This window comes from Pandoraea sp. ISTKB (assembly GCF_001721285.1).
GTDB lineage: Bacteria > Pseudomonadota > Gammaproteobacteria > Burkholderiales > Burkholderiaceae > Pandoraea > Pandoraea capi.
Window position 1 is genome coordinate 1 of record NZ_MAOS01000036.1, and the last position, 23,706, is coordinate 23,706.

24 protein-coding genes are annotated in these 23,706 nt (G+C 59.7%); 11 read left to right on the top strand and 13 right to left on the bottom strand.

Annotation, left to right across the window (positions count from 1 at the left end; genetic code table 11):
* The 6 genes from A9762_RS13575 to metC all read right to left on the bottom strand — a co-directional run.
* Nucleotides 1-308: thiamine pyrophosphate-binding protein (locus tag A9762_RS13575; protein WP_256388780.1), on the bottom strand; the 308-nt coding region annotated here is incomplete at its 3' end.
* The gene (locus A9762_RS13580; RefSeq protein ID WP_069342549.1) at nt 305-1,057 is read right to left on the bottom strand and encodes an amino acid ABC transporter ATP-binding protein; all 753 of its coding nucleotides are present in this window, start codon (nt 1,055-1,057) and stop codon (nt 305-307) included. The genes A9762_RS13580 and A9762_RS13575, both read right to left, overlap by 4 nt.
* Nucleotides 1,058-1,059: 2 nt before the next feature.
* A complete protein-coding gene (locus A9762_RS13585) occupies nt 1,060-1,755 on the bottom strand; it encodes an amino acid ABC transporter permease (protein WP_069342550.1) in 696 nt (231 codons plus the stop codon).
* Nucleotides 1,756-1,757: 2 nt separating this feature from the next.
* Nucleotides 1,758-2,456 (bottom strand): amino acid ABC transporter permease, encoded by a 699-nt coding sequence (locus tag A9762_RS13590; RefSeq protein WP_069342551.1) that lies wholly within the window; start codon nt 2,454-2,456, stop codon nt 1,758-1,760.
* A 36-nt stretch (nt 2,457-2,492) separates the two neighbouring features.
* Nucleotides 2,493-3,332 carry an ABC transporter substrate-binding protein gene (locus A9762_RS13595; RefSeq protein ID WP_069342552.1) on the bottom strand — a complete coding sequence of 280 codons (840 nt, stop codon included), beginning with the start codon at nt 3,330-3,332 and terminating at the stop codon, nt 2,493-2,495.
* An 18-nt stretch (nt 3,333-3,350) separates the two neighbouring features.
* Nucleotides 3,351-4,550: a cystathionine beta-lyase gene (gene metC, locus A9762_RS13600; protein ID WP_083253909.1), complete on the bottom strand. Its 1,200-nt coding sequence runs from the start codon at nt 4,548-4,550 to the stop codon at nt 3,351-3,353.
* A gap of 391 nt (nt 4,551-4,941) precedes the next feature.
* Between metC and A9762_RS13605 the strand changes: the two genes are divergently transcribed.
* The gene (locus tag A9762_RS13605; protein WP_240493553.1) at nt 4,942-5,817 is read left to right on the top strand and encodes a helix-turn-helix domain-containing protein; all 876 of its coding nucleotides are present in this window, start codon (nt 4,942-4,944) and stop codon (nt 5,815-5,817) included.
* 34 nt (nt 5,818-5,851) lie between these two features.
* Here the strand turns inward: A9762_RS13605 and A9762_RS13610 are convergent, their stop codons facing one another.
* A complete protein-coding gene (locus tag A9762_RS13610; protein ID WP_240493554.1) occupies nt 5,852-6,580 on the bottom strand; it encodes a TetR/AcrR family transcriptional regulator in 729 nt (242 codons plus the stop codon).
* Here A9762_RS13610 and A9762_RS13615 point away from each other — a divergent pair.
* A complete protein-coding gene (locus A9762_RS13615; protein WP_069342553.1) occupies nt 6,558-7,331 on the top strand; it encodes an SDR family NAD(P)-dependent oxidoreductase in 774 nt (257 codons plus the stop codon). The genes A9762_RS13610 and A9762_RS13615 overlap by 23 nt on opposite strands.
* 117 nt (nt 7,332-7,448) lie before the next feature.
* Here the strand turns inward: A9762_RS13615 and A9762_RS13620 are convergent, their stop codons facing one another.
* A complete protein-coding gene (locus A9762_RS13620; protein ID WP_069342554.1) occupies nt 7,449-8,741 on the bottom strand; it encodes an FAD-dependent oxidoreductase in 1,293 nt (430 codons plus the stop codon).
* A 104-nt stretch (nt 8,742-8,845) separates the two neighbouring features.
* Here A9762_RS13620 and A9762_RS13625 point away from each other — a divergent pair, with 104 nt between their 5' ends.
* Both A9762_RS13625 and A9762_RS13630 read left to right on the top strand, forming a co-directional pair.
* On the top strand, nt 8,846-9,592 hold the full coding sequence (locus A9762_RS13625; protein ID WP_371442912.1) for a helix-turn-helix domain-containing protein: 747 nt from the start codon (nt 8,846-8,848) through the stop codon (nt 9,590-9,592).
* 297 nt (nt 9,593-9,889) lie between these two features.
* Complete coding sequence (locus tag A9762_RS13630; RefSeq protein ID WP_069342555.1) at nt 9,890-11,263, top strand: amino acid permease; 1,374 nt, start codon at nt 9,890-9,892, stop codon at nt 11,261-11,263.
* 119 nt (nt 11,264-11,382) lie between these two features.
* Here the strand turns inward: A9762_RS13630 and A9762_RS13635 are convergent, their stop codons facing one another.
* Complete coding sequence (locus tag A9762_RS13635; RefSeq protein WP_206093580.1) at nt 11,383-11,784, bottom strand: DoxX family protein; 402 nt, start codon at nt 11,782-11,784, stop codon at nt 11,383-11,385.
* Between the two features lie 143 nt (nt 11,785-11,927).
* Between A9762_RS13635 and A9762_RS13640 the strand changes: the two genes are divergently transcribed.
* On the top strand, nt 11,928-12,548 hold the full coding sequence (locus A9762_RS13640; RefSeq protein ID WP_069342556.1) for a TetR/AcrR family transcriptional regulator: 621 nt from the start codon (nt 11,928-11,930) through the stop codon (nt 12,546-12,548).
* A 107-nt stretch (nt 12,549-12,655) separates the two neighbouring features.
* Here the strand turns inward: A9762_RS13640 and A9762_RS13645 are convergent, their stop codons facing one another.
* The 3 genes from A9762_RS13645 to A9762_RS13655 all read right to left on the bottom strand — a co-directional run bounded on the left by A9762_RS13645 (nt 12,656) and on the right by A9762_RS13655 (nt 15,622).
* The gene (locus A9762_RS13645) at nt 12,656-13,351 is read right to left on the bottom strand and encodes a hydrolase (RefSeq protein WP_069342557.1); all 696 of its coding nucleotides are present in this window, start codon (nt 13,349-13,351) and stop codon (nt 12,656-12,658) included.
* 367 nt (nt 13,352-13,718) lie between these two features.
* A complete protein-coding gene (locus tag A9762_RS13650) occupies nt 13,719-14,636 on the bottom strand; it encodes a LysR family transcriptional regulator (RefSeq protein ID WP_069342558.1) in 918 nt (305 codons plus the stop codon).
* Between the two features lie 53 nt (nt 14,637-14,689).
* Nucleotides 14,690-15,622 carry a LysR substrate-binding domain-containing protein gene (locus A9762_RS13655; RefSeq protein WP_069342559.1) on the bottom strand — a complete coding sequence of 311 codons (933 nt, stop codon included), beginning with the start codon at nt 15,620-15,622 and terminating at the stop codon, nt 14,690-14,692.
* 229 nt (nt 15,623-15,851) lie between these two features.
* Between A9762_RS13655 and A9762_RS13660 the strand changes: the two genes are divergently transcribed.
* From A9762_RS13660 to A9762_RS13670, 3 genes are all read left to right on the top strand, one after another.
* Nucleotides 15,852-16,802 carry a ring-cleaving dioxygenase gene (locus tag A9762_RS13660; RefSeq protein WP_069342560.1) on the top strand — a complete coding sequence of 317 codons (951 nt, stop codon included), beginning with the start codon at nt 15,852-15,854 and terminating at the stop codon, nt 16,800-16,802.
* Between the two features lie 144 nt (nt 16,803-16,946).
* A complete protein-coding gene (locus tag A9762_RS13665; protein WP_170836236.1) occupies nt 16,947-18,305 on the top strand; it encodes an MFS transporter in 1,359 nt (452 codons plus the stop codon).
* Nucleotides 18,302-19,744: an amidase gene (locus A9762_RS13670; RefSeq protein WP_069342561.1), complete on the top strand. Its 1,443-nt coding sequence runs from the start codon at nt 18,302-18,304 to the stop codon at nt 19,742-19,744. The genes A9762_RS13665 and A9762_RS13670 overlap by 4 nt, the downstream gene beginning before the upstream one ends.
* Before the next feature lie 20 nt (nt 19,745-19,764).
* Here the strand turns inward: A9762_RS13670 and A9762_RS13675 are convergent, their stop codons facing one another.
* Nucleotides 19,765-20,667 (bottom strand): LysR family transcriptional regulator, encoded by a 903-nt coding sequence (locus A9762_RS13675; RefSeq protein ID WP_069342562.1) that lies wholly within the window; start codon nt 20,665-20,667, stop codon nt 19,765-19,767.
* A gap of 161 nt (nt 20,668-20,828) precedes the next feature.
* Between A9762_RS13675 and mdcA the strand changes: the two genes are divergently transcribed.
* The 3 genes from mdcA to A9762_RS13690 are packed head-to-tail and all read left to right on the top strand — an operon-like array spanning nt 20,829 to nt 23,705.
* Nucleotides 20,829-22,490, top strand: coding sequence for a malonate decarboxylase subunit alpha (mdcA, locus tag A9762_RS13680; RefSeq protein ID WP_069342563.1), 1,662 nt, complete (start codon nt 20,829-20,831; stop codon nt 22,488-22,490).
* A complete protein-coding gene (locus A9762_RS13685; protein ID WP_069342564.1) occupies nt 22,490-23,383 on the top strand; it encodes a triphosphoribosyl-dephospho-CoA synthase in 894 nt (297 codons plus the stop codon). The genes mdcA and A9762_RS13685 overlap by 1 nt, the downstream gene beginning before the upstream one ends.
* 19 nt (nt 23,384-23,402) lie before the next feature.
* On the top strand, nt 23,403-23,705 hold the full coding sequence (locus tag A9762_RS13690; RefSeq protein ID WP_069342565.1) for a malonate decarboxylase subunit delta: 303 nt from the start codon (nt 23,403-23,405) through the stop codon (nt 23,703-23,705).
* Nucleotide 23,706: the final 1 nt, after the last annotated feature.

The following is a 23,706-nucleotide window of genomic DNA, read 5'->3' on the forward strand; positions in this document are numbered from 1 at the left end:
ATAACGGCGTTCGTGACCCCTGGGCCCGACGTCACTAAAGCGACGCCAACCTTGCCAGTCGCCCGGGCGTATCCATCCGCAGCGTGAACGGCTGCTTGCTCGTGACGCACGAGAATATGCTCGATCTTTTCTTGCTGCCCCAGCGCGTCATAGAACGGCAGGACTGCGCCACCGGGATAGCCCCAGATCGTATCGACGTCTTCCCTCGCAAGCGCTTCGAGCACCATCCTCGCACCGCTTATCCTGGTAAGGCGGGCCTGTTCGCACGCACCTGCCGTGTACGCTGATTTCACGACTTCAGTCTTCATGATGACAGGCAAGTGTCGTTCATCGGCAACCTGATGTCCGCCAGGAATTTCCGGGCACGTGGGCTTTCCGGAGATCGGAAGAAGCGACTTGGCTCTGCGCGCTCGACAATGCAGCCCTGATCCATGAAGAGGATGCGATCGGAAACTTCTCGCGCGAAAGACATCTCGTGCGTCACGCAAACCATCGTCATTCCATCTTTGGCCAACCCCTTCATGACCTGAAGCACTTCGTTGACCATCTCGGGATCAAGCGCGGATGTCGGCTCATCAAACAACATGACGGGAGGACGCATCGCCAGCGCGCGTGCAATCGCCACGCGCTGCTGCTGCCCGCCCGAGAGTTGCGAGGGATACGACGCCGCTTTGCTTGGCAAGCCGACGCGTTCGAGCAGACTCATGGCGAACGCAACGGCGTCTTTCCTGCTCTGCCGACGCAGACGCATCGGGGCCATGATGCAGTTTTCCAGCACACTCAGGTGCGGGAAAAGATTGAACTGCTGAAACACGAAACCGATGTTGCTACGCAATGCATTCACGTCGATGCCACGCTCATAGATGTTTTTTCCATCGACGTGAATCGAGCCGGACTGGATCATCTCGAGGCGGTTCAACGTCCGGATCAGTGTCGATTTTCCAGAGCCCGACGGGCCGCAAATCACCACAACCTCGCCTTTGGAAATCACTTCGCTCACGTCGACAAGGGCGTGATAATCGCCGTACCACTTGTTGACACTCTCAATCTTGATCATCTTTAGACCTTTGACGAAGCGGTGCGAATCGCGAGCCGCTTTTCCAGTGTGAATGCCGAGCGGGTCAACGCGAAGCACATGAGGAAGTAGCTGATTCCCAGAATCAGATAGACCTCGACAGATTTCGACACGACCTGCGCAGATATCTGACTTGCGATGAATGACAGCTCCGGCAGGCTGATGATGTAGCCGAGGGAGGTTTCCTTTATCGTCGACACCAACTGATTCAGCAGTGACGGAAGCATGTTGCGCAGCGCCTGTGGAAGGATGATTTTGAGCATCGCGTCCATGTAGCTGAATCCTAGCGACCTGGCGCTTTCCATTTGCCCGCGCGGCAAGCCCTGAATCCCCGCCCGTACGATTTCTGCGAGATATGCGCCGTCGAAGATGACAAGCGAGACAAGCATCGTGCTGAATTGGTCCGTGCGATGGCCCGTCACCGACGGCAGCAGAAAATACGCCCAGAAGATCACCATCAGCAATGGCGTTCCCCTCACGGCAAAGACCAGGGCGGTGACGGGCACCCGCAGCACTGCGAACGGGCTCGTGCGGCACAGCCCGAAAATCACACCGACCGGCACCGCCAGCACCAGACCGGCAGCGGCCAGCAGCAGCGTGAGCGCCAGCCCGCCGAGTGGGCCGTTGGGGTACTGACCAATGAGGTAGTACAGGCCGTAATTGCGCAAAACGTCGACCATGCTCAAACGCTCCTAACCGGAAACTTCCGCTGATACCAAACCGAGAACGCACATATCAGAATCGATACGCTGAGGTAGGCGAACGTCGCGAACGCGAACGATTCGAATCCCCGGAACGTTGCGCTCTCGACCTGCTGCGACTGATACATCAACTCCGCAACGCCGATCACGGTCGCAATGCTCGAGTTTTTCCACAGATTCAGCGTCTGGTTGGCCAACGGCGGCACAATCACCCGAAGCGATTGCGGCAGCACGATCAGCCGCATCGAATGAAGAAACCCGAAGCCCAGCGCGCGGCTCGCTTCCAGTTGCTCTTTCGGGATGGAACGAATCCCGCTTCGGATGTCCTCCGCCATGTAAGCTGCCGTGTACATCACCAGTGCGATCAACGCACTGACAAACTCGACATTCATGCTGTAAAGCCAGACCTTGATCACGTGCGGAAGAATCTGCGGCGCCCCGAAATACCAGAACAACATGTGCGCCAGCAGCGGGATGTTTCGCACTGTTTCCACATAGAACTGGCCCACGGCCCGTAAGCCGCGAACCGGTGACAAGCGCAATAGGGCAATACTGACGGCGAGTGGCAACGCCAGGAAAAAAGCCATCAGCGAAAGCAGTAACGACAGCCTGAATCCGCTGATGAGCCACTCAATGTATTGCCCGTGCAACACTGTTGAGATGTTGAAAGTCGAGTCCATTGAGCGTCGAATTGGTTAGGAGAATTTGATCGACGCTCAGTCGTCGATCTTGTCCGTCTCGATCTTGAAGCTACGTACCGGGAGATTGATTTTCGTGCCCGTGCCGAACCACTTTTCATACGCCTTCTGTGCGTCTCCGCTCGCCTCCATGCCAATGAGGATCTTGTCCACCTTCGCTTTCAGACGCGGCTCGTTCTTGCGGATGCCGAGCGCGATGTGCTCCTTGGAGAAGTACTCCGGTAGCAGAACGTAGTCCTTCGCGTCGCTGCCGATCTTGACGAGATTGCCGACCAGACTGGTTTCGTCGTTGACATAAGCCACGCCCTTGCCCTGCTGAAGGGCAAGCAACGCCTGTGGATTCGTATCGAACGAAATCGTCTGCGCACCCTTGAGCTTCGCCGCGATGTTGGCCTCCATCGTCGAGCCCTTGATGGTCAGTACGCGCTTTCCGTCGATATCTGCGAGCTTGTGGATACCACTGTCACGACGCACCATCGCTTTCTGGCCGGAAATGAACGTGGAAACGGAGAAGTCGATCTGCGATTCGCGCTCTTTGTTATGCGTCAGGGAAGCGGCGATCAAGTCCACCCGTCCCTGCTGCAACTCGGGGATGCGCGCTGCGGCCGAGATCTGCTTGAGCGTCGCCTTCACGCCCAGGCCTCTGGCAACGGTGTTGCAAAGATCCACGTCGTAGCCGACGATCTCGCGCGTACTCGGATCTTTCATGTAGCTGAATGGCTCGTCGGTACCGAGCACGCCGCACACCAATTCCCCTCGTCGCATGATGTCGTCAAGCTGATCGGCCTTTGCCGTCAGCGTGGTCGCCGACAAAACGATGGCGAGCCACGACAGGTACTTCGCGCGGTTTTGATTCATCTCATTTCTCCCGGAGTATCAAGCAGTTGTTTTGTGGGTCAGGGTACGGAGCGCCCGATCGAGGTCGTCCATGAGGTCGTCGACGTTCTCGAGTCCGATGTGAAGACGCACGAGCATTCCCTCGTGTGTCCATGTCGTCGCCGTGCGTGTCTCACGGGGATCGCACGGCAGCACAAGACTTTCGAAGCCGCCCCAGCTGTAGCCCAGGCCGAACAGCGACAGCCGGTTCACCATCGACACGACAGCGGCGGCGTCATAGGTGTCGCGAAGCAACACGCCGAAAAGGCCGCAAGCGCCAGTGAAATCACGCCGCCAGATCTCATGACCCGCAAACGTCGGTAGTGCGGGATGCAGGACATCGGCCACTTCGGGACGGCCGTACAGCCATGACGCGACGTTGATCGCCCCTTTCTGATGGCATGCAAGACGGGCCGACAGCGTGCGAAGTCCGCGAAGCGCCAACGCGGCATCGTCAGCCCCCACCGCCAGCCCCAGTTCGCGATAACACGCGCGAATTTTTCCGTAGACCGGTTCCGACGCCAGGATCACCCCCATGCAAAGGTCGGCATGCCCGCCGATGTACTTCGACGCGGAGTGCACCGAAATATCGACGCCATGCGCGAACGACGCAAAATGAAGTGGGGTTCCCCAGGTGTTGTCGATCATCAGCAACGCGCCGTGCGAATGCGCGATCTGCGCGAGCGCGGGGATATCCTGCATCTCGAACGTGATCGAGCCTGGCGACTCGGCGACCACCAGACGCGTATTCGGACGCATGAGCGCACCGATCTGAGCGCCGATCGTCGGCGCGTAATACGTCACTTCCACGCCCCAACGACCGAGTGTCCGATCGCAGAATTCGCGCGTCGAGCTGTACACCGAGTCGGCCACCAGAATGTGATCGCCCGGACGCAGAACGGCTGAAATGGCCGTCGTAATGGCGCTCAGACCGCTCGGTGTGAGCATCGCGCCTGCCGCGCCTTCCAGCTCGCAAAGGATGCGCTCGATCTGGCGGGTCGTCGGATTGCCATGCCGACCGTAAGTGAACACGGAGCCCTTGACCGCATCGAGTTCGGCCACGGTCTCGAACGTCAGCGTCGACTGCCGGTAGACGGGGGGGCTCACCGGCGTGCCCGGCTGCGCGTGCGACGCATGGTGATCGTAGCTATTCGTCAGCCGGGTACTTTGCCCGACCGTACTGTCCAACCTGTCTTCCATCGCCCTGCTCCTCTCGCTGATCTTGTCATTCGATGACGCCGTCAATTTCTCGCGGCAATCGCATCGTCAGTCATGCATGAATGACTGACGTTGGCGGTGCGATCGGAGATGCCACGAAGATGATCGGCGCGCCATGATCGAAATGTCATTTTTGGCTCGCGGGAGGTCTATCAAGAAATTTCAACAACGTGCGCTTGTCAGCGAAAGGAACGTGCGTCGCCTTACCTCCATTGCAAGCGATGCTCGAAGAGGTAAAGCACGGGTCGCCGAGCCTTGAACGGCATTAATGAATATGCGATAGTGCTTCGCACTCGATTGCCAACGCATCCTGCCGATCAGGCCAATTGCGCGCTGAAAAGATCCTTCCTATAAGGGTTTACGCACTCGCAATTTGCGCGCCGAGGGCATCGAGGTCTATCACGAAATTTCTGGCACGTATGACTGCGGCATCGTTAATGTGGGGGTAACGCCGATGACAGCTCATGTCACGCTCGACGCACTGGCAGGACGCGTCAATGTCGAGCTTCTCCCAGCCGCGCCCTATAGTGCTGACGATCCCGTCGAATCGCAAACGCTTGGTATTTCGCTGGGTCGTCAGCGGGGCGTGCACGCCATCGACTCTGATCGAAGGACGGATTTCTCCATTCTCCCCGGCGTATTGGCCTATACACCGGCCGGTGTGCGTGTGTTCTCTGAATCCGGTTCGGGTGGCGAATACCTTGTCATGCGATGGCGTGAGCATCCGAATGAAGATACGGGCTCGGCATGCGGCCGGCGCGTTGAAGCCTCGGGACACAATGCGGCGCTCGATCTGGGATTCACCATACGCCGTGAATTGCTGGCTGAAGACAGAGATACGTTACGTCTGGACGAGTTGCTGGTAGCCTTTAACGCGTTGCGTCCCTGGCATATCCCTAGCCGTAGCGTCGTGCTTCGCGGAATTCCGGAAGCGATTCTCGACAAGATTCAAGAGGAATTCTGGCGGCCGCTCACGCTGTCCGAACTATCGGCAGACGCCGGACAATCCGAGCTGCAATTTCTGCGCGAATTCAGCCGGGCGCTAGGCATGACGCCGCATGCCTACATCATGGAAACCCGCCTCCAGGCAGCCAGGCAGATGATTGCCAGGACCGACGCCCCGCTATCGATCGTCGCGGTCGAATGCGGCTTCTCGCATCAGTCGCATATGGGACGCATGTTCCGCATGTCGCTGGGCGTTACGCCGCAACAGTATCGTCGGACTTATGTCGCGAGCGACCCGGCGTGAGTGCCGAAGCATGCCTTCAGGTGCGATCAGACCGCTACAAAGGCGCGGGCCATGCTCTCATTGCAATTTCCACCAATCGCTTTAACGTTTCCTCAGACGCGCCATCGCAGGCCTGTGCGGACATCCCCTGGACGACTGCGCCGTAAAAGCGTGCGAGCGAGTCGGTATCGGTCTCGCGATCGAGCTCACCTTCCGCGATCGCGCGATCCAGTCGAGCCTTGAGCGTTTGCAGCCCGAGTTCACGACGCGACGCCACCGCTTTCGCTACGTCCTCACTCTTCTCCGAGTATTGAAGAAATGCGGTCGATACCATGCAACCGCGTGGCCGTCCGGGGTCCGCGAAGCGGTACGCCGCATCAAGCAGATATAACGTTACGGCCTCGCGAGCCGCCATCTTTCCTTGTAGCGCCTCAAGACCGACCTTGGTCTCACGAACGCTGGCAAAGTCGAGCGCCTGACTAAACAGCTCGTCTTTAGATCCGTACATCGCATACAGGGAGGGCGGCGGAATCCCCATGGCCGACGTCAGATCGGCAACCGAGGTTCCCTCATATCCGTGCTCCCAAAACAATCTCGCAGCGATCTCAAGCCCCGCATCTCGATCCAACAGCCTGGGTCTACCTCGCTTCCGGCCTGGCACACTCATTTTTATATCGATCCCTATAAAAATAATTGACAGCTTTTTCTTCGCATCATTATTATAGCGAACGCTATTTAATTTGATCTCGAAGGAGTTCTTGATGCCCGGCAAGCTTACAGACAAAGTGGCCCTCGTAACGGGTGGCTCACGCGGTATTGGTCGTGCGGTCGCTTTGGCCTTCGCGAAGGAGGGGGCGGCACTCATCGGTGTGCATTACGCAAACCATGCCGAAGCTGCGCAGGCTACAGTGCGGGAAATCGAAGCTATCGGCTCGAAAGCCGTTGTCATTCAAGCCGATTTGAATGAGGGCAAAGCAGCCGCCGACAGCATTTGGGAGCAGTTCAGGAATGCGGCGATGACGACGACCGGCGGGCCTCATATCGACATTCTCGTCAACAACGCCGGCGTAGCGTCAGCAACGTCGCTGTCCGACACCGACGAACCTCTATTCGACGAGGTGATGACTGTCAATTTCAAAGCGCCGTTCTTCCTGATCCAGGCGATTGCCGATCACATCCGGGAGGACGGGCGCATTATCAATATTTCCACCGGCTTCACTCGCGTTGCCGCGCCGATGCATCCGGCATACGCCGCATCGAAAGGCGCGCTCGAGACACTGACGCTCGCGTTGGCTCCCGAATTCGGCTCCCGACGCATTACGGTGAATGCCGTCATGCCGGGTGTCACGGAAACGGACATGAATGCCGCATGGATCACCATTCCGGAGGCGCGAGCCAACGCCGAGGCAATGTCGGTTTTCTCACGGGTGGGTCAACCATCTGACGTGGCCGACGTCATCACCTTCCTCGCCTCGCACGAGGCACGCTGGACGACCGGACAGGTGATCGATGCAACGGGCGGCGCCAGACTCTGACGTCACGGGCCCCTGACGAATGTCGGGGCGCTCAGGCATCGATCTGGCGCTGGCATTGGTGGAGAGCGACGTCGGCTACCCCGTCGCCGCAGCCATCGCCAGGAATCACGAGCCCGCCTATGCTAATGCCGGCCAGACCGCATCGGTCGACGATCTCCGACCGAACATCCCGTACCTGTCCCAGCGGTACGGCGTTACGTCTATGGTCGCTTCACGGCCAAGAATGAGATCTGTGACAATACGCGCGGAGCCGCATGCCATCGTCCACCCCATTGCGCCGTGCCCGCAGTTGAGCCACAAATTCTTGTGAGCGGACTTTCCAAGGAATGGCAAATTATCGGGTGTCATGGGGCGTTGCCCGACCCATGGTATCGGCTCAATGCTGCGAACGATTGGATACACGTTTCCAGCGAACTGCTTCAGCGCCCGCAAACGAGCTTCAACTTTCGCGCGGCCCGGAACCCCGATATCCGCAAATCCAGTGAACCGCACCGTCGCGTCACCGAACGCTGCCCACGCCACTTTGTGAGGAATCGAAACGGCGCCGACGCAAGGACGCGACGTTCCATCAACATGATAAGAAAGCGAATAGCCCGTCACGGGATAGATGGGCAGCGAGTAGCCCGCCGTCGCCAGCAATTGCTTTGATGCCAGTCCCGCTGTGACCACGACGGCGTCGGCCTCGTAATACCCATGCGTCGTCTCGACACCGCACACCGCGTCGCCGCGCACTTCGAGGCGAAGCGCCTTTTCACCGAAATGCACTGCGGCCCCCAAACTAAGCGCTTGATTCAGTGATGCGGCGGCGTAACGCGCGGCATCGCCCGTACCATCGTTGGCACAGAACACCCCTCTTGCGAATTTCACCGACGCGGACCCGAGCATCGGTTCGCGCTCAATTAGTTTGACGTGATCGAGACTATCAAACGATTCTCCCGCCTCGCGCAGCAACGCCACATCGTATGGTCCAGGTTCATCGTTCTCGCCATACAAGTAAAGAATGCCGTCATGGCTCCCCCCGTAGGCTTCAAGCGGAATGTTCCGGTCGTCAAACAGCAAATTGCGTGAGTAAGCGGAAAGTGCGAGTGCCGCCCTTGAGTTCGCAAGCCAACGATCTCGCTTGCCTTCACGAGCGAAGAGCGCGCCCCAACGCCATAGCGAAGGCATCCATGGCGCACAGACACCGATGCCATCGCCCATGCCGAATAGCGACTTGAGCGCCATGCCTGCGATACCGGGCTCCGCCCAACTGAAACAATGTCCCGGCGAAATCAACCCGGCATTGGCCTGACTTGCCCCTCGCGCCACTTCGGCCGCGCCATCAAGGAGGAGGACCTCATGCCCCTCCCGCGAAAGTGCCAGCGCGGTTACCGTACCTGCGATGCCTGCACCAACGATTACGACTCTCATCGCTTCAAGCCCTCGAAAACGTATACTCACATGCGTATTCGCAAAAACTCGCCAGAGGCGAACATGATGCACCACCATAGCATATTTTGCGTTTACGCAAAATATTGCATGATTTCAACATTGCTGTTTCCGCGCAGCGGTCTCATAAGACGGGGGCTGCCGATGGCACAAAACATAGCCGCAAGGACGAATACTTCGTGAAGGCGAAAACAAATACCGAAAAGCAGTCCGGCACAGCCCTGTCACCTGCGGCGTTGGGGCAACGCTTGCGCACCGCGAGAAAGCGCCTGGGCTGGACGCTGACCCAACTGGCTGAAAAGTGCGATGTGTCGATTACCACGATCTCTCGTGCCGAGCGCGGACAATTGGCGCTTGGGTACGAAAACCTCACTGCGCTGGGGCGAGCACTGGACATCGATATTGGATCGTTGTTCGCAAGCAACGCAGGCCAGGCGCAGCCGACTCAGGGCCCCGTGGTGACGCGAGCAGGCGAAGGCGTTGCGTACCGTGGCCTGTCTTTCACCTATGAGTTTCTTGCGCCCAATGCACCCGGCAAGCCTTTCGAACCCGTACTGGGAACAGTCCATGCCCGCGAATTCAACGGCCCGCAGGACTATGCCCGGCATGCCGGCCACGAATTCGTCTTCGTTCTGTCGGGCGAGATTGACGTGCACTTCGAGAGCGGAGATACGGTAAGGCTTAGCAAGGGGGACAGTCTCTACTTCGACAGCCGCATCGGGCATGCCTACGTCACGAAAAGTAAGACGCTGGCGAAGGTCGTCGGCGCCATCACCGACGAAAGCGAGCACATCGCGTTTGCCCGCCTGGGACATCCGCAATCGTCGTACTGACGCCTATCCGCATCTGCCCGCCCCCTTCCCCCGCCGAGCACCGCCCTCTCGAGATTTGTGAATTCGCAATTATCCGTCGCACCGGAGGGTGACGGTGTTTACCATTATTTGCGTATACGCAAATTTAAAATCTAATCCAATCCTCAGACGAAGCGCTTGGATCACGCAGACTCCATCGCGACGAAGTGTGCTTTCTCAAACGGGCAAGCGGCGACGCCGCCTGGCACGAGACGGCACGCGCGGACCCGTGCCTAGCCCTCTAATCAGGCCCGACAATTCAAGGAGCGAGCTCTCGCTATGACGTCAAAGGATTCAAAACTACTTAGCCCCCGCCAGTTATCGTTCATGGCGTTAGGCATGGCCATCGGGGTCGGACTCTTTCTCGGATCCGCCTCGGCTATCAAGGCCGCCGGACCCGCTGTGCTCGCCGTGTATTGCATTTGCGGCGGCGTGATCTTTCTTGTGATGCGCGCCTTGGGTGAGTTGGCGGTTCGCAACCCGTCACAAGGCTCCTTTACGGCATACGCCCATCGGTATCTTGGCCCGTTTTCCGGCTATCTCGTGGGGTGGAACTACTGGATCACGATGGTCGGCGTGGGCATAGCAGAATCGACGGCTGTCGCCGTCTACATGAAGATGTGGTATCCCGATGTGCCGCAGTGGATATGGGTTTTCAGCGCAATTGCAAGCATCGGGTTGCTAAATCTGCTGGCGGTGAAGGTCTATGGCGAGATCGAATTCTGGTTTTCGCTCATCAAGGTCGTCGCGATTCTTGCGCTGATCGTTTGCGGTATGACGATCATCGTTTTCGGATGGGGAAACCATGGCGTTCCGTTAGGCGTAGCGAATCTGTGGCGTCATGACGGCTGGATGCCGCATGGCATCGCGGGAATGCTCAACGCGATTCCGATCGTCGCCTATTCCTTTGCCGGTATAGAAATGATCGCTATCGCGTCGGCGGAAGCCAGAAATCCGCAAACGACGATTCCTCGCGCGATCAATTCCGTCATCTGGCGCATTCTGCTCTTCTACGTGCTGGCGCTCGGCGTGATTCTCGCGATCTATCCGTGGAACCAGATCGGCGTGAACGGTAGTCCGTTCGTTGTGACATTTGAGCGCATCGGCATCTCGCAGGCCGCAGGGATCGTCAACTTCGTCATTCTGACGGCTGCGCTATCGAGCTTTAACTGCATCCTGTTCAGCGGCGCGCGCATTCTGCGCAATCTGGCATTGCAGGATCAAGCCCCGAGCGCGTTCAGCGCTCTTTTCTCGAATGGCATTCCGGGACGCGCGGTGATTGCGACGCTCGCCTGCACGGCGCTGGGAGTTGTCCTGAACTACGTGATTCCCGACAAGGCCTTCGGCGCCATGATGTCGATTCTCGCGTTCAACGTCGTTTTCAACTGGGTGTTCATCGTACTCACGCATATCGGCTATCGACGCGCGGTGCCGCTTGCGCAGCGCAACGCCGGATTCGTCTTGCGTGCGCCAAATCTTTCCGCCGCGATTTCTCTCGTGTTCTGCGGCTTCGTGCTGTACATGCTCGGCGCCGACCCCGAATCTCGTATTTCGATTTACGCGGGAACGGCATGGACGCTCCTTGCCGTCGGCGCCTACTTCATCAGATCGCGCGGGCGTGTAGCGGTCCCCCAATCCCGGACACTGCGTTAAGTTTTTCTTCCGCTGACGCAGGAGCGCGTCCATCGTTAAATTGATGTGGGCGTAGCCCGGCTCGTAGGAGCCGTGTGGACGCCAACATCTTCATCGACTCGAAGTCAAAGTTTCCCCCGTCAACGGACATTTGCGATAGCCGCAATCAGTAGCCCGGCTGCAACGGCCACGTGCTCCAGGGCAATTTGCATGTCGGCGGTGCGCTTGGGCTCATCGAACTGCCAGAACGGGTGTCCCAGCGGAATGCAGACCAGGGTGAAGCCCGCCAGCAGCATTGCGCCCAACCAGGCCAGTCCGCCAACATTGCTGATCAATAGCAACGATCCGACCAGCTGCGTCGCAATGATCGCCAGCGCCAGCAATCTTGGCGCGGGTAAGTGCACCGCCATCACTTCCTGCACGACCGAAGAAAAATTGAAAACGCCGAAGATTCCGGCGATGAGGAAGAACGATGCCAACATCACCCGCGCGGCGACCATGAGCACAGGACTGCCCAGCACTGCACTTGCCATTTCATTCATTTCAACCTCCAGGAAGCGTTGGTCACGATTGGTAATTCAAATTACCAAGCAGAGCGGATAATATCCGATAACTTGGTAATGTGAAATACCACCGTTGACCAAGGGCACCATGGCCATCGTGGAAACGAATAATGAGTACCCGAATGTCGAAAGCTTCCCCTCCGCCCTCGCTTGCCAACGACCGCACAGGCGAAATGCTCAGAGCCGCCACTGAGCTGTTCCTGGAGAACGGCTTCGCGGGCGTTTCGATCGACGCGGTCATGTCCCGCGCCGGAGGATCCAAGCGCGATCTCTATAATGAATTTGGCGACAAGGAGGGTTTGTTCCGCGCAGTCCTCGCACGCATCTGCGACGACATCATGACGCCGCTTCGCGCCATTCCCGCTGACGGCACCACGCTCGAGCAAGCGCTGCGGTCTTTCGCCAGGACTTTCCTGACATTCCTGCTCACCCCACGCGTTATCGCACTACAGCGTCTGGTAATGAGCGAAGCGATACGTTATCCGGACTTCGCTAAGGCGTTCGTCCGACTTGGGCCTGAGGCCGCTTATGAAACGCTGGAGCAACTACTGCTGCAGCGAGCCGAGCGTGATCGACTGGTGATGAACGCTCCGCGGGTGTGTGCTGCGGTTTTCTGCGACTCACTGGTGTCGGATCTTCAGTTTCGCGCGGTGGCGGGCATCGAGGTGAGCGCGCAAGACATCGAAGCACGGGTGGATACCGCAGTCTCGATTTTTTTGAAGGGGATCACGCCTCAAGCTTGACCTTCAAGTTTTGACTGACCCGGGAATTTCAAACCAATCGGGAGCAAGATGACTTGCTCCCGATTCTCGATGGCAACAGCTCGCGAATGACGAGCCGAGCTATCTGATTACTTCTTGCCTTCTTGCGCGCCGAACATGGACTTGGCGTAGAAGATGCCCAACCCGTGAGCGCCACCGTACTTCTGGGCGATATCGGTCACGGCCTTGTAGGTATCCTTGCGTGCCCAGTCGCGCTGGTATTCGTACAGAACCTGCATCCAGGAAACCGGCTGCGCACCCGCTTGCACCATGCGTTGCACGGCGGCGTCATGCGCTTCCTTGCTCGAACCGCCCGAAGCGTCCACGACGATGTAGACCTCGTAACCTTCGTCCAATGCGCTCAGCACCGGCAGCGTCAGACAGACTTCAGTCCACAGACCCGCCATCACCAGCTTCTTGCGGCCGGTCTTCTTGACCGCGCTTACCAGATTCGGATCCTCCCACGCATTCATGATGGTCCGATCGATGATCGGCGTATTCGGGAAGGTCTTGGTAATGCTCGGATCGAGCGGGCCGGCAAAACCCGCGGAGGTGATGGAAGTCAGCACCGTCGGGACATTGAATGCCTTGGCAGTTTCGGCCAACGCCGCCACGCTATTCATCAACATATGACGGTCCTGACTTTCCACGCCGAAATACATCTGCGGCTGATGGTCAATCAGGATGATGGCCGAATTTTCCGGGGTCAACAGCTTGGGGCTAGCCCCGGCGGCGATTGCCGACACCGAGGAAATACCAACCGCGAGAGCGGCCAGCACTTGCATTAATTTCTTCATCTTAATCTCTGCTTTGGAAATGAAATTGGCAACGTGACGCGTGTGCGCGGACCCCGCCTAAATGGGCCATCGAAAGTCCACCGGATCCGTGAAAAGACAGCGCTGAACTTTGACAGGACTCATTCTAGGGAGAGTCCTATATGTTTAAAATGGAAATTGTGGAAACTCATGGTTTCCTTTTTTTGCATCTTAAATAGTGCGAGGGGAGACGGTTCGAGCTAAGCGCACGACACTCGCCTGGAGAGCCAGGTCCCTCTTTTTGCAGCATGGTCGCGTCGGTTGCTTCCGACGGATGGGGAAGGCATGGATGCCGGCGTACGACACCGGGAGGTTTTCGCCATCCCGGTGATATCTGTCACTGACCGTGTGCCCATGGCGCATCGGTCATGCGCTCGACCAGATAGTTGATGAGCGCCTGAACCCGAGCCGGTCGCCTGCGCCCCGGTGGCGTCACGATATGCAGCGCAATGGGCTCGACCTGCCAGTCCTCCATTGCCACTTCGAGCTCACCTGTCTGCAACTCCCGCCACACCAGGAACTCCGCCTGCAACGCAAGTCCTTGTCCTGCCAGTAGCGCTGGCGACAAGGCGTCGGCATTGTTGGCGTGCAGTTGAGCACGCACGATCTGCGAGTACTCTCCGTGCACGGCATGGTGGAAGCGCCAGCTTTCGCCGCTGTGCGAGTTGCTGTACTGCAATGCGCGGTGATCGGCCAGATCGCGCGGATGTTCGGGACGGCCGTGATGTTCGAAATACTTCGGCGCCCCCACCAGGAGCACGCGCACCTGGCATATCCGCCTCGCCAGCAAGCTGGAGTTCTCCATGCTCGAGATGCGAAGCGCCAGATCGAAACGGCCCCCGATCAGATCGACCTTCTCATCATTGAACTGAACATCGAGGGTGACGTCGGGATGCATCTCCAGGAATTCGGGGAGCATCGGCGCCAGGCGAGAGATCCCAAATGACATCGGTGCGGCCACGCGGATCAATCCCTGCAAGCTTGTGGAGTTTTCCGCGACGGCCGCTTCCAACGCTTCGGCTTCCTCAAGAATTCGTGTCGCGCTTTCCAGCGCAGAAGCACCGCTCTCGGTCAGCGAGATACGCCGCGACGTACGATGGAACAACACCGTTTTCATGCGGGCCTCCAGACGCGATATCGCCTTCGATACCGTGGCCTGGGAAAGCGAAAGATCGCTGGCAGCTCGCGCAAAGGAACCGGATTCCGCTACCTTGGCGAAAATCGCCCAGGCCTCCAGATCGGGCAGCCTTTTCATACAGACTCCTTGGCAAACAATCGGAACGACAACGCGAGATAGCGCACGAGTGGTTACCGTTCCGCCCGATCGGTCTCGCCGCTTTCGAACGCCGTCAGCGAAGGCAATGCAATCGCGAGATAGTCGAGCAGCGCGCGCACGGCCGGCATGAGTCCCGTTCGATACGGGACCAGCGCCGTGATCCTGGCATCCGCCGCCATCCAGCCGGGAAGGACTCTGCGCAACGTTCCCGCCGTCAATTCCGACTGGCAGATGTAGCCGGGCAATGCCGCGATACCCAGATTCGCACACGCGGCCTCTTTCAACGAGATCAGGTTGTTGCTCTGAAATCTGGGTTCGATCGGCACGACCGCAACGAGGTCGTCGGGACCCGCCAGTTGCCACTGCTCCACGCCCTTGCCTGACAGCGCAACGATCGCGTGTCGGGACAGATCCTGCGGCACCTCTGGCGGTGGATTCTCGGTCAGATATCTGGCGCCCGCAAACAAGTACCAGGGCGCACGCGCAAGCGGGAGTTGAACGAGATTGGAATCCTGCAACTGAGAGCTATGGCCCCGGATCGCGAGATCAAAACCTTCACCCACGATATCGACCAGCCTGTCGGTGGACGTCTCGACGATCTTGACCTTGGGATGCTTTGCCAGAAAACCCGGCAGCACGTCACGTAGCAGGAACTGCGCAATCTCAGCCGCCGTCGTCATGCGAACGACACCGCTCGGCTCCGTCAGGCGCTCACGCATCGCCTCCTCGGCCACCTCGGCGCTGCGCAGCAGTGCCGTGGCGTACTGGTAAAACTCCGCCCCGACCTCGGTCATCGCGAATTGTCGGGAAGTGCGATTGATCAGACGAACGCCCAGCGACGCTTCCAGCGCTTTGAGTCGATGACTGAGCGTCGATTTCGGCAGACGCAGTACCTCACCGGCCGAAGTGAATCCACCCCGGTCGACTACCTGCACAAAGTAATAAACGTCCTTCAGGTCGAGCATGGAAAGAGATGTTGAGAATTCGTCGTCCGGGCAGCGCCGACACTGGGGGCGTCTCGGCAGCACGATCTTACGTCATCGCAGCAACGCTCGCCTACGCCTCATTCCATCGTTCGGATTTTGCGAACCTTCCGTGCAGGTTTTGACGCCTTCTCAAGCAAATTCCGGAGATTTAGCTTATCGGCAGGGACGCCATGCGCCACCTCTTCATATCGATACATCGGAGCAGACAATGTCAATCATCAAGGGATTCCACCACCTGACGGCCGGCGTGCGGCACGCGCAGGAAGACGTGGATTTTTACGTCAAATTGCTCGGGCAAACCCTCGTCAAAAAGACGGTGTTGCTCGACGGTGAAGACCCCATTTACCACCTCTACTACGGCAACGCGAACGGAGAACCGGGGACTTTGGTGACGTCGTTTCCGTTCCGCCAGCGCGGCGTGATGGCACGCCCAGGCTCGGGTCAGGTCAGGTTCATCAATTACTCGGTGCCGTCGAATTCCCTCGAATTCTGGCGCGAGCGCTTCACGGCCAAAGGCATTGCCTTCGCCGCTGAGATGACCAAGCGCTTTGGCGAGCGCCGACAGCGTTTCCAACACCCGTGCGGCATCGAATTCGATCTGGTCGAGACAGACCTCGACACGCGCCAGCCCTGCGTCGCCAATGACATTCCGACGAGGTATGCCATTCGTGGCGTGCACAGCATCACGCTGTCGTTGCGGGAGGTGGAAGAGTCGGTGCGTTTCATGAGCGACGCCATCGGCTTCCGTCTGGCGGCACAGTCCGGCCCTTACTTCCGCTTCGAGACCCACACGGGCGGTCCCGGCATGGTGGTCGAATTCCTGCACGAGCCCGACCGCCTGCAAGGCTCGACCGTCTACGGTGAGGGCACCATTCACCATGTCGCCTTCGCGGTCGACAACATGGACGACCAGATGGCGCTGAAAGAGAAACTCATGGCGCTCGGCTACATCGACACATCGGAATCGGTGAATCGAAACTACTTCCGTTCAATGTATTTCAAGATGCCTGGCGGGGTGATGTTCGAGGCCGCCACGACAGACATCGGCTTCGCCATCGACGAAGCGCCCGATCATCTCGGCGAAGAATTCCAGCTTCCGCCCTGGCTCGTGAATCGCAAGGACGAACTGCTCGCCCGACTTGAGCCCATCACCGTCTGACGCAGTCCGACGCGCCGAAACGCGCAGGTCCGGCCCGGCAGGGTCGGGCCGACGCACGCCCAAAAAATGAATAAGCCGCCCGCCGCTTCTCGTACGCGCCCGACACGACGAAAAGATGCGGAGCACGGCAAACGGAGACTTCCATTGAACACCCCTGAAATCCACGGCGCGACAAGCGCCCCCTCCCCTACCACCCGAAGGAACGTCGTTGCCGCGCTCATCGGCAACGCCCTCGAATGGTACGACTTCATCATCTACGGCTTCATGGCGCAGGTCATCGCGACCGTCTTTTTTCCTTCGGACGGAAATCGCTATGTGTCGTTATTGCTGACCACCGCCGTATTCGGCGCAGGTTTCGTCATGCGACCGGTCGGCGGCATATTGCTGGGCATTTACGCCGACAAGCGCGGCCGTAAGCCCGCGCTGCAAATGATCATGTACCTGATGAGCGCGGCCATTCTCATGATCACGTTTGCCCCGCCATACGCGGCGATCGGCATCGGCGCCCCCGTCATCATTCTGATTGCGCGGCTGCTCCAAGGCGCCGCCACGGGGGGTGAATTCGCAAGTGCGACGTCGTTTCTGACCGAGCTGGCCCCGCCCGGCAAGAAGGGTTTTTACGCATCGTGGCAGTTCTTCGGACAATTTCTCGCAGTCCTCGTCGGCTCTTCGATGGCCGCGCTGCTGAATCGAAGTCTCACACCCGAGAGTCTGGAGAGTTGGGGCTGGCGCGTAGCCTTTCTTGCCGGCCTTGCCATTGCCCCCGTCGCCATCTGGATGCGACGGCATCTTGAGGAAACCCCCGTCTTTCTCGAAGCTGAACAGCAGGCCCCGACGCAGACATTCACCGAGTCGCTGAAAAGCAACTATCGCGGCATCCTCGTCAGCTTCCTGCTCAACGTGCCGGGCACAGCCGTCTTCTACGTCGTGTTGGTCAACATGCCGGGCTACGTGAGCAAACAGTTCGGCATTCCTGCGGATCAAAGCTTCACGATTCAGATGATTGCGGTGCTCTGGCTGGTTATCCTGACACCGACCATCGGCTGGTTCTCCGACAAGGTCAGCAAGCGCGCCTTTCTGACTTTTGCCTACGGCGGCCTGCTTCTGAGCATCTATCCCATGATGCAATGGCTCGGCGAAAGCCCCAGTACCGCACGACTGCTCGTCATGCAGATCGTTCTGTGCACGTTCCACGCAATCGTCTGCGGCGTACTGGCGCCCGCCATGGCCGAGCAATTGCCCGTTCGCGTCCGATCTACCGGCATGACTATCGGCTACAACCTCGCGGTCATGGTCTTCGGCGGATTCGCACCGTTCACGCTGGTCTGGCTGACGCAAGCCACCGGCTCATCGTTCGCCCCGGCGTTCTATCTGATGGTCTGCGCACCGATCGGGCTGCTGGGTTGCGCCTTCATGAAGGGACGCAAGCGCGAGGCACACAGCTTGAGCCCCGCCAGTGAGCACACTCAGTCGCAAATCAATCGTCACGCCGTATCGAAATGAAAAAAGCCTCACATCGCGCATCGGATCTGGTTCAGTTCAGTGCTCTCGAATTGTCCGCGGCCATTCACGCACGCGACGTGTCGTGCCGCGAGGTCATGACGGCCTATCTCGACCAGATCGGGCGCATCAATCCGAAGGTCAATGCCATCGTGTCGCTGCAACCGGAAGCACAGTTGATGGCGCAGGCGTTGCGCTGCGACGAGCAACTCGCCAGCGGCGAAACCGTTGGCTGGATGCACGGCTTTCCGCAGGCCATCAAAGATCTTTCGGCCACAGTCGGCATTCCCAGCACCATGGGATCGCCATTGTTTCGCGACTTTCTCCCGACCAGCGACGGCATTGCCGTCGCTCGTATGAAGCAGGCCGGCGCCATCATCATCGGCAAGACGAACGTGCCGGAATTCGGCGCGGGCTCCCAGACCTACAACCCGGTGTTCGGCTCGACCAAGTGCGCATACGACGAGACACGCACAGCCGGTGGCAGTAGTGGCGGCGCGGCCGTCGCATTAGCCACGCGGATGCAGGCGGTTGCAGACGGCAGCGACATGATGGGATCGCTGCGCAACCCGGCAGCATTCAACAATGTTTTCGGATTCCGGCCAAGCTTCGGCGTGGTGCCGATCGGCTCCCCCGAACTCTATCTCCAGCAGTTGGCAACCGACGGCCCGATGGGGCGCAACGTGCCCGACATGCTGGCGTTATTGCGCACGCAGGCCGGCTACCACACGGGCGTGCCGCTCTCGCGCGATCTGCCTGCCTTTGGCGACGATCTGCGCCTGAATGGCGGCGACATTCGCATCGGATGGCTAGGCAACTACCGCGACTACCTGGCGATCGATCCCGAAATCCTCCGTCTGTGCGAGACCGCGCTAAAACAGCTCGAAGCGCTGGGGTGCCGGGTCGATGCCACGCACCCTGACTTCTCCATGGCCGAGCTATGGCATAGCTGGCTGACGCTTCGTCAATGGTCGGTGGCCAGCGCGCGATATGCCGACTATGAGGAGCCGGAAAGACGAGCGAAGATGAAGTCGGAAATCGTCTGGGAGATCAAGCGCGGACTGCAATTGTCCGCGCTGGACATCTATCAGGCCTCGGCCATACGAAGCCGTTGGTATCGCGCTGTGATGGCACTGTTCGACACCTACGACTTTCTGGTGCTGCCTTCGGCGCAAGTCTTTCCTTTCGATGCTGATCAGCATTGGCCGAGAGTCATCGGCGACCGGGCCATGGACACGTATCACCGCTGGATGGAAGTCGTGATTGGTCCCACGATGGCCGGTTTGCCTGCCGTCAATGTGCCGGTGGGCTTCGGCCCGCATGGACTGCCGATGGGCATGCAAATCATCGGACGGCCGCACGCGGACATCGAGGTACTCAAGATCGCCCACGCCTATGACGCCGTCACCGGATGGGTCGAGAAACGTCCACCGGCCTGCTGAGGGCAGCGTTTGTCGGCAGACTACCGTCTGAGCATGCGGCACTCCGCACTCAGGGCGAGCAGGTTGGGATCGCGTTCGCGATTCCGGGGCAGCATCAGCACGATGTTCTGGCTTCGCGCGTATCGCCCGATGAGCGGAATTAACTGCACCTTCGGGCTGAAATCGGCAACGCGCCGGGGCAGTAGCGCGTAGCCGATGCCGCCGCTCACGAGATTGATCAGTGAAAAGATGTCGCCCACCTGCATCGCGATATCGGGATCGAATCCTGCGAGGTCGAAGGCCGATTTGAAGTCGTGATACGTCGCGAATTCGTCGCCCAGCGACACGAACTTTTCATGACGTACGACCTTGAGGTCGATTGCGGCCTCTTTCGCATAGGGCGAACCCAGCGGCGCGGCGAACAGGATATCGTCCTCGAACATCGGCACGACCATCATCGCGGGGTTTTTCGGCGGTTCGCCAAGTGCAATCACGATGGCGTCCAGCAAGCCGTCATCCAGTTTGGACAGCAGGTCGCGGTTCGAGCCGAGGGTCAGGTCGATATCCAGCGCAGGCCTGCGCGTTTTCAGTCCCACCAGCAATCGCGGAATCGTTCCCACGGTCATTGAGTAGAGACCGCCGATCTTGAGTCGCGTGGACGTGAATCCGGCCGCCTCCCGCGTTCGCTGCACCCCCGTCTCGCATTCGCTGAGTATTCGCGCCGCGTGCTCCGAGAACACGTACGCGGTTGCGAGCGGGATCAACTTCCGGCCGTCCTTCTTGAACAACGGACAGCGAAGCCCCGTCTCGAGCGAATGGAGCGCGCGGTGCACGCTCACCGTACTCTGCCCGAGCACGTCCGATACCTGCGCCATGTTGCCCAGGGCCATGAACGCCTGGAAGACTTCCAGCTTCTTCAGAGTAATGCCGTCGTCGATTGCCATGCCGGTACCTCGCTCGGATTCGATGCAGCCTCCGATCTCGTGGCCGCTGACGCCAATTATTAACCTAAAGCTAATGAACCGACACCTAGGTTGATTGAAATGAAGGGTTTTGCCGAATATGTTTGACGTTACCGACGACTCGAACCGCTGGAACCCACGACATGCAAGAGATCCCCGCAATCCCCGCCAAGTGGCGTCGCCGACGCGACGAGAAGGAGCGCCGCCTCGCTGCGGCCCGCAGGATCGCCAACGGCAAGGTCATTGACACGAGCGACATCGTTGCGGCGCTGGAGGTGCTGATCACCCCGGGCGATCGCGTCGTACTCGAAGGCAACAACCAGAAGCAGGCGGATTTCCTCTCCCGCTCGTTAGCTCAGGTCAATCCCGGCGCAGTGCACGATCTCCATATGATCATGCCCAGCGTCGGCCGGGCCGAACACCTCGACCTCTTCGAAGCCGGCATCGCCAGGAAGCTGGACTTCTCCTTCGCGGGGCCGCAGAGCCTGCGCATCAGTCAGTTGCTTGCCGACGGTCAGCTGGAAGTCGGCGCCATCCACACCTACATCGAGCTGTACGCGCGACTCGTGGTCGATCTGATCCCGAACGTTGCGCTGGTCGCCGGGTTCAAGGCCGACCGCGCCGGAAACATCTACACCGGCCCGAGCACGGAAGACACGCCCGCGCTGGTCGAGCCTGCGGCGTTCTCGGATGGCATCGTCATCGTGCAGGTCAACGAAATCGTCGACGACGTTGCCGAACTGCCGCGCGTCGATATTCCCGCTTCGTGGGTGGACTTCGTTGTCGTCGCGGACAAGCCGTTTTTCATCGAGCCGCTGTTCACCCGCGATCCCCGGCTGATCAAATCCGTGCATGTGCTAATGGCGATGATGGCCATTCGCGGCATTTATGAGCGGCACAACGTGCAGTCCCTCAACCACGGCATCGGCTTCAATACAGCCGCCATCGAACTGATTCTGCCGACGTACGGCGAGCGCCTTGGGCTGAAAGGCAAAATCTGCCGGAACTGGACGCTGAATCCGCACCCGACGCTGATCCCCGCGATCGAATCCGGCTGGGTCGAAAGCGTGCATTGCTTCGGCACTGAGCTTGGCATGGAGCGCTATGTCGCCGCACGTCCGGACGTTTTCTTCACCGGCCACGACGGCTCGCTACGCTCCAACCGGATGCTCTGCCAACTCGCCGGTCAGTACGCGGTCGATCTCTTCATCGGCGCCACACTGCAAATCGACGGCGACGGCCATTCGTCCACCGTGACGCGCGGGCGGCTCGCCGGCTTCGGCGGTGCGCCGAACATGGGACACGATCCGCGTGGGCGGCGTCACCCCACCCCTGCCTGGCTCGACATGACGCAGCCAGACACCCTGCTGGAACGCGGCAAGAAGCTCGTGGTGCAGATGGTCGAGACGTTCCAGGAGGGCGGAAAGCCGACGTTCGTGGAGACGCTGGACGCCGTTTCCGTGGCGAAGCAAAGCGGCATGCCACTCGCCCCGGTCATGATTTACGGCGACGACGTCACCCATCTGCTCACCGAAGACGGCATCGCCTACCTCTACAAGGCACGCTCGCTGGAAGAGCGGCGCGCGATGATCTCGGCCGTGGCCGGCGTCACCGCCATCGGGCTGAAACACGATCCGGCCGACACCGCCGCGATGCGTCGCGACGGACTCATTGCGCTGCCGGAAGACCTCGGCATTCGCCCAACGGATGCCAGTCGTGAGTTGCTGGCGGCCAAAAGCATCGGCGAGCTGGTCGAATGGTCGGGCGGCCTCTACGACCCGCCTGCGCGCTTCCGGAGCTGGTAATGGACAAGGCCCTGATTCGACAGATCGAGTCGCCATCGCAGCCCATCGAACTCGCGACGAAACTCGCCACGCTCGTCGAATTCGCCTTGATCGACGAAGTGACCCTATCCCCGAAGCCGGGGCTGGTCGACGTGCGGGGAAGCGGTGCGCATCACGATCTCACCTGGGCGTTGATGGTGCGCTCCGCCAACGTTCTTCGCCCGACCTTCGAGGCGATGGCCAAGGCAGGCGTACTGATCGGCGACCCCATGCGTCTGCGCGAGCAAATCGGCCGCCTCGGGCGCCTCGGAGAAAAGGCCATGCTCGCGGCGACCGGCGGCGTCAACACCCATCGCGGTGCGATCTGGGCACTGGGTCTGCTGATCACCGCTGCCGCACAGGCGCCCAACACGCTGGGAGCGACAGCCGTCGCACGTCGCGCCGCAGCACTTGCCCGCCTGCCCGATCGCTTCGCGCCCTGCGCCACCGGACACAAAGGGGAACGCGCCTGTCTCGACTATGGCGTCGGTGGGGCACGGGGCCAGGCATGGGCCGGCTTTCCTCACGTCACGAAGGTCGCACTCCCCGCACTCAGGCGAGCTCGTGCGGCAGGGGTTCGCGAGGACCACGCCCGTGTCGACGCCCTGCTCGCCGTGATGGCGACGCTTGACGACACCTGTGTACTCGCTCGAGGCGGGCCCGACGGCCTGCATGCTGTGCAAAGCGGCGCGAGCGCCGTGCGCGCATGCGGGGGGCTATCGACGCCGCAAGGCCGACGCCGGTTCCGACAGTTCGAGTCCGACATACTCGCCCGCCATATCTCGCCCGGCGGTGCGGCCGACATGCTCGCGGCAGCCCTTTTCCTCGACCGGTTGTCGCGCAGCGCACGCCTTCGTCCCAATCACCGCTCTTAAGTCTTTCGGAAACACGCCCATGGAACGACTTCAATTTCATTTCTCCGGCGGCGCACCCAGCGCGGGCCGCACGTGTGTGGGGGTCGTCGGCTCGGGCGACCTGGAGGTTCTGCTGACCCCGGGAACGTCGGGCAGCATCCACGTCGAACTCACCACATCGCTCAATGGCATGTCCGGCATCTGGCAGGCACAGCTCGATCGCATCTTTGCCTCACACACGTGGCCGGCGCTCAACATCGAAATTAACGATTTCGGCGCGACCCCGGCCGTTGTTCGCCTTCGCCTCGAGCAGGCGCGCGAAGCGCTCGAATCTCTGCAATAAA

Coding starts and splice junctions, on each gene's coding strand:
- A9762_RS13580 (WP_069342549.1), bottom strand. CDS start 1,057: ATGATCAAGATTGAGAGTGTCAACAAGTGGTACGGCGATTATCACGCC.
- A9762_RS13585 (WP_069342550.1), bottom strand. CDS start 1,755: ATGGTCGACGTTTTGCGCAATTACGGCCTGTACTACCTCATTGGTCAG.
- A9762_RS13590 (WP_069342551.1), bottom strand. CDS start 2,456: ATGGACTCGACTTTCAACATCTCAACAGTGTTGCACGGGCAATACATT.
- A9762_RS13595 (WP_069342552.1), bottom strand. CDS start 3,332: ATGAATCAAAACCGCGCGAAGTACCTGTCGTGGCTCGCCATCGTTTTG.
- metC (WP_083253909.1), bottom strand. CDS start 4,550: ATGGAAGACAGGTTGGACAGTACGGTCGGGCAAAGTACCCGGCTGACG.
- A9762_RS13615 (WP_069342553.1), top strand. CDS start 6,558: ATGCCCGGCAAGCTTACAGACAAAGTGGCCCTCGTAACGGGTGGCTCA.
- A9762_RS13620 (WP_069342554.1), bottom strand. CDS start 8,741: ATGAGAGTCGTAATCGTTGGTGCAGGCATCGCAGGTACGGTAACCGCG.
- A9762_RS13630 (WP_069342555.1), top strand. CDS start 9,890: ATGACGTCAAAGGATTCAAAACTACTTAGCCCCCGCCAGTTATCGTTC.
- A9762_RS13635 (WP_206093580.1), bottom strand. CDS start 11,784: ATGAATGAAATGGCAAGTGCAGTGCTGGGCAGTCCTGTGCTCATGGTC.
- A9762_RS13640 (WP_069342556.1), top strand. CDS start 11,928: ATGTCGAAAGCTTCCCCTCCGCCCTCGCTTGCCAACGACCGCACAGGC.
- A9762_RS13645 (WP_069342557.1), bottom strand. CDS start 13,351: ATGCAAGTGCTGGCCGCTCTCGCGGTTGGTATTTCCTCGGTGTCGGCA.
- A9762_RS13650 (WP_069342558.1), bottom strand. CDS start 14,636: ATGAAAAGGCTGCCCGATCTGGAGGCCTGGGCGATTTTCGCCAAGGTA.
- A9762_RS13655 (WP_069342559.1), bottom strand. CDS start 15,622: ATGCTCGACCTGAAGGACGTTTATTACTTTGTGCAGGTAGTCGACCGG.
- A9762_RS13660 (WP_069342560.1), top strand. CDS start 15,852: ATGTCAATCATCAAGGGATTCCACCACCTGACGGCCGGCGTGCGGCAC.
- A9762_RS13670 (WP_069342561.1), top strand. CDS start 18,302: ATGAAAAAAGCCTCACATCGCGCATCGGATCTGGTTCAGTTCAGTGCT.
- A9762_RS13675 (WP_069342562.1), bottom strand. CDS start 20,667: ATGGCAATCGACGACGGCATTACTCTGAAGAAGCTGGAAGTCTTCCAG.
- mdcA (WP_069342563.1), top strand. CDS start 20,829: ATGCAAGAGATCCCCGCAATCCCCGCCAAGTGGCGTCGCCGACGCGAC.
- A9762_RS13685 (WP_069342564.1), top strand. CDS start 22,490: ATGGACAAGGCCCTGATTCGACAGATCGAGTCGCCATCGCAGCCCATC.
- A9762_RS13690 (WP_069342565.1), top strand. CDS start 23,403: ATGGAACGACTTCAATTTCATTTCTCCGGCGGCGCACCCAGCGCGGGC.